General features: G+C 50.6%; 3 protein-coding genes. All 3 read right to left on the bottom strand.

Going from position 1 to position 4,774, the window contains the following annotated elements; all coding sequences use genetic code 11:
- Nucleotides 1-90: 90 nt before the first annotated feature.
- Nucleotides 91-2,028, bottom strand: coding sequence for a polysaccharide biosynthesis protein (locus ACY692_RS14135; protein ID WP_462326025.1), 1,938 nt, complete (start codon nt 2,026-2,028; stop codon nt 91-93).
- Between the two features lie 108 nt (nt 2,029-2,136).
- Nucleotides 2,137-4,260 carry an STT3 domain-containing protein gene (locus ACY692_RS14130; protein WP_462326024.1) on the bottom strand — a complete coding sequence of 708 codons (2,124 nt, stop codon included), beginning with the start codon at nt 4,258-4,260 and terminating at the stop codon, nt 2,137-2,139.
- A gap of 284 nt (nt 4,261-4,544) precedes the next feature.
- Nucleotides 4,545-4,774 (bottom strand): hypothetical protein (locus ACY692_RS14125; protein WP_462326023.1); only part of this gene is annotated, 230 nt, incomplete at its 5' end.

Raw genomic sequence — 4,774 nt, 5'->3', positions numbered from 1 at the left:
TTATCGGCAAAATATACATACCCAATTTCTTTGTATGGAATAATGTATGACAAAAGAGAGTTAAAACGTCATACGTAAGTGCTATGTGCACTATGGGTATCGGCTATCTTGTTTACTCAGAACGCTTTGGGATTTTTTCATCGAGTATTCGGGTATGAGTTCATGCAGTGATTTTTTTATGCCTGTGGGATCATGGATGGCCGACAGGCTGGCAAGCTGTTTTAGCATTTTGCCGAGCCGGGTTTTGAAGTCAGGATTCCGGAATTTTTCTTCCACTTCCGGAGAGAGAACCATGATTTTTTCGTGGTGGGTATGGACGACTCCTTCATCTTCGGAAATGAGTTCTTCGTACAATTTTTCTCCGGGGCGAAGGCCCGTAAAGACGATGTCAATATCATCAGGGTCCTTGCCTGAAAGTCGGATGAGGTCCTTGGCCATGTCGGCAATCCTGACCGGTGTACCCATGTTCAGGACAAAGATATCCCCTCCCTTGCCCATGGCTCCGGCCTGAAGAATGAGCTGGGATGCCTCGGGGATGGTCATGAAATAGCGGGTGACCTCGGGATGGGTGACCGTGACCGGGCCGCCTTTTTCGATCTGCTTCCTGAACAGGGGAATGACCGACCCGGACGATCCGACAACATTGCCGAAGCGCACTGCCAGAAAGGTTGTTGTGCTGTCCTGGACGGTCTGCATGATGATTTCCGTGGCCCGTTTGCTCGCTCCCATGACATTGGTCGGGCGGACCGCCTTGTCCGTGGATACGAGGACGAACCGGTCTGTCTGGTGCCGGGCAGCCGTTTCCATGATAATTTTGGTTCCAAGAATGTTGTTGTCGATGGCCTGCCAGGGGTTGCGCTCGATCATGGGCACGTGTTTGTAGGCGGCCGCATGGAACACGGCATCGGGGCGATATGTTGCAAAGATGCGCTCCATGAGTTCCTTGTCCTGGATGAGTCCGAGAACTGGGATGTAGTTGTGAAATCCCAATTCATGGTGGAGTTCCATCTGGATGTTGTAAAGGTGTTCTTCACACGCATCTACAAGAATCAGTGTGCCTGGATCAAAGGGGATGATCTGTCTGCATAACTCAGAGCCGATGGAGCCGCCTGCCCCGGTAATCAGCACTGTTTTGCCTTTCAGATATGCGGCTATGCTTTCGGTCTCAAGGGTGACCGGTGCACGACTGAGAAGATCCGCATAATTGATGTCGCGCAGATCCTTGATGCTGACTTTGTCACCGATGAGGTCCTTGATGCCGGGCAGTGTTTTTACCCTGATTCCTGTCTGTTTACATTCATCCAAAATGGCGCGCATGGCCTGAGCTTTGGCCGAAGGAATGGCAATGAGGATCTCTTGGATAGCATATTCTGTCACCAGTGAAGAAATGTCACCGACCATCCCAAGTACAGGGATGCCGTGAACAAGACGTCCCTGTTTGTCTGGATCGTCATCCACAAACCCGATCAGACTGTATATACGTTCGCGGTCTTCCAGTATTTCGCGGCACACTTTTTCTGCTGCATCTCCGGCACCGATAATGAGAGCGGGATTACCCGGTTTGGGAATCTTGCAAAAGGGAAGACAAGTTGCAGCGAGAGAAAAGGGGGTGCCTGGATAATAATACACGGATCTGATACTCAGGCGGAGCCCGCCGGCACCAAGAAGAGCCAGGAGTCCGTCGATGAGAAACACAGAGCGGGGATGGCCCTGAAAATGGGAGATATAGGCCACATAGGCAATCAGGGCCATCTGGGAAAAGAATATGGACTGGAGGAGCCGCCAGAAGTCCCCTGTACTGGTGTACCGCCACATGCCCCGGTACAGGCCGAAGAGTAAAAAGAAAAATATCTTGATCCCGATGGCTATGGGCAACAGGGTCAGGTATTGTTGCTGGTAACCGGGGTCGAGGGTGAATTCAAAGCGGAGCAGATAGGCCAGCAGCAGGGAGATGGCAAAAATCACGGCATCCGCTGCGAGCATGATGTAAAACTTGGTGTTTTTGAGTTGGGCAAGGGAGAGGAACATTAAAATAAACCTTACTTATCAGGACGATGGAATATGCCCATGCATTGTTTGTTTAAGGTAGACCCTGGGAGCCGGAGTGCCGGGGGGATATCAGGAACGTGATCAATTCTATTGAACCCTGTAGGCTCGTGCCCAAGGATAGTGGTCCACAGTCAGTTCGAAATAGGGTTCAAATTTCTTTGGCGGGCTGATGAGCATCTGGACCATCATGGACCGATAGATCTTGTTGTCCATGACGTAAACTTCCTTTGAGAGCTGATTGAGCACCCCGTGCAGTCCTTTGCCGTTGGGCCAGGCCAGCTGACGGGTTCCTTTGTCCGAGATGATATCCAGGGTGTCGATGGGGATATTCTGACGACCGGTCTTGATAATTCCTTTTTTTGTGTCGAATTGAATTTTCCCGTTCATGCGCTGGATTTTTCCCGGGCTGGGCGTGCCGGTGACCAGATCCCAGTTGCCGAAATAGGATATCCAGTAGGCCAGGCGGAGGTTTTCCCAGGAAACGATGAAGTATTGGGCTGGGAAGTCCTGACTTCCTTGCAACGGGCTCCTCCTCAAATTGTCGACGAATGCCTGGGCGTCTGCCGGCGACATCGCCTCAAGAGATTGCACGGGGTCGGTCAGATAAAAAGGTGCTGTCCAATCCAGGCTGGTATTCTTTTGCAAGGTGTCGTTGGATGCAAAGGTTTTCTGCTGACTCAGGGTGGTATAGGCGATCATCCGGGCCGCCTGGGCGGGGGAATCCGTGCAATGGACCAGGGCCAGGGGATAGAGCCATGGGCCGTCATGGAGTCCGCCGTCGGCAAAACTCATCCTCCCTGCATAATACTGGGCCGCGTACCCATAATCCCACCACTGCCACAACCGGGCATCGGGTTCGGTTTTTTCGTGGTGATCCTTGAATGTCTGGGCATAGACTTGGGGAAGGATGGGAGCGGGCCTGCAGGCATCGGCGACCTGCCAGATGGGCCAGATGATAGCCAGGGATAGTAGGAGCTGGGCGATCCATTTTTTTTTCGTTGAGAGGTCAAACGAGGAAAGAAAGGTGCTCAGGCCGAAACAGAGGGCCGTTCCCCAGACGATGCCTCCGTACATGGTGAAACGGTTGCCCAGTTTTGCTGCGGCTAGACTCAGGCCGCAGACCGGGAGGAGAATGAGATAGGCTGGTTTTTTCCAGATAAGATACATGTAAGCGAAAATGCCACTCCAAAACAGGACCGCATTACCAGCGATACGAGAGTACAGTAAGGTCATATTGACATTCTGGGCTTCTCGAATGCTTTGCATGACATCCGGAAGATTTAGGCCTGCAGCATTGCTTGTGGGATTGAAAATGATCGGTTTGGCGTACACCATAATTTTCGTCACGATTGCCCAAAGAATCATATGGAAATCCGTATAGACAAGGATAACTACGGCCACGGCAGCGAGGAATGCCCATAATTGGGTTTCTCTCGCACCGAATCGGAGAAGTGGATAGAGTATTATAAGCCCAGCCAGGACAAACGTCAGTCCTATCCACGATCCGTATCCAACCGAGTATATTGCAAGAAAGAACCATGCAGAAAGCCATCGGGATGGAGTAGTTCCGCGAATGAGACAACCCGAGAGAGCGATGGTGATCATGGCTATGATAAGCATTTTATTTTTGGAGTAGAGCCAGAAACCCAGTAGGCAAACAAGGCCGATGCCGATGCCATAAGCTGTTATCTTAACGATTAGCTCAAAGGATCTGGGGTCTTGGGGTTCTGCTAATTGTCTGCTAGGACTTGAAAAACGGCGCACTATCGGAATGGTCCATAGAATGATGGCTATTGCAACAACCGTTGGGAATACTAGGGCAAATGGATCGGTATCGCAGAAAGCGAGACGGGTCCTCAGAAAATAGCCCATGCAATTGACGCCGAGCAACCCGGCCCCGAGTCCCGCTTCAGGCATGTTTTCCTTCCAGGCCAGATAGCAGAGGGGAATTCCTGCCATCGGGGCCAGGATGACAGGAAGGAAAAAACCGAGATTTCCTAATGGAACGGGGATGACCGAATGCATGATTTTTATGAACTCCATGAACCCCGTACCAAGAGTTCTGGCCGTTCCCTGAGCACCTGCCAGCCAGTAATAGGCATCATGGGTGGCCATGAGTTTTTCACCGTCTATCTGATAGAAAGGGGCCTGCCAGGCCGGAAGTTCGAGCAGGCGGAGGAAGAGACCAAGGCTGTAGACGAGCAGAGCCACGAGAACCAGGCTGAAATATCGTGAAGGACAGGCTGGTGATGAATGTGTTGGAACGACTGGAACGTTTTGAAAACGAGAACGAGTCTTGGTTATTTGAGTCATGGAGTAGCCCATTGGTTGATTCGTGAAATGTATACCCAAAAAACGTTAGAGGAATTTTTTGGTCTTATCTACAGCCAGATACTCTGCTCACGAGGCATATTTCAATGCGAATATTGAGAAAGAATTGATGTTTAGCCCGGTAGGTAACAGGAAATTGGAGCATAAGGTGGTGTAACTCGCCATTACTCTCTTAGACCGGGCATTGATTTTTTCCAAGCTTTCCGTTTGATTATTGCATCTATAAAAAACCAGCAAATTGCAAACCCAAATAAGCCGGTCCACACCGCCCATAGACCGACTTGGGATAGACCAATGATCGTCGAGAAGATAAATAGTTGTGCTACTCCATAACCTACGCTGACTTTCCAGTGGGTAACGTCCAATTCATTGGCCAGCACCTGGTATAAGTGTT

The organism is Desulfoplanes sp. (assembly GCF_054921335.1).
Note: the sequence above shows the minus strand (reverse complement) of the source record. Positions and strands in the feature narration are given on the sequence as shown.

Excerpts from the sequence above, each read along its gene's own strand:
- ACY692_RS14135 (WP_462326025.1), bottom strand. The coding sequence starts at position 2,028 with ATGTTCCTCTCCCTTGCCCAACTCAAAAACACCAAGTTTTACATCATG.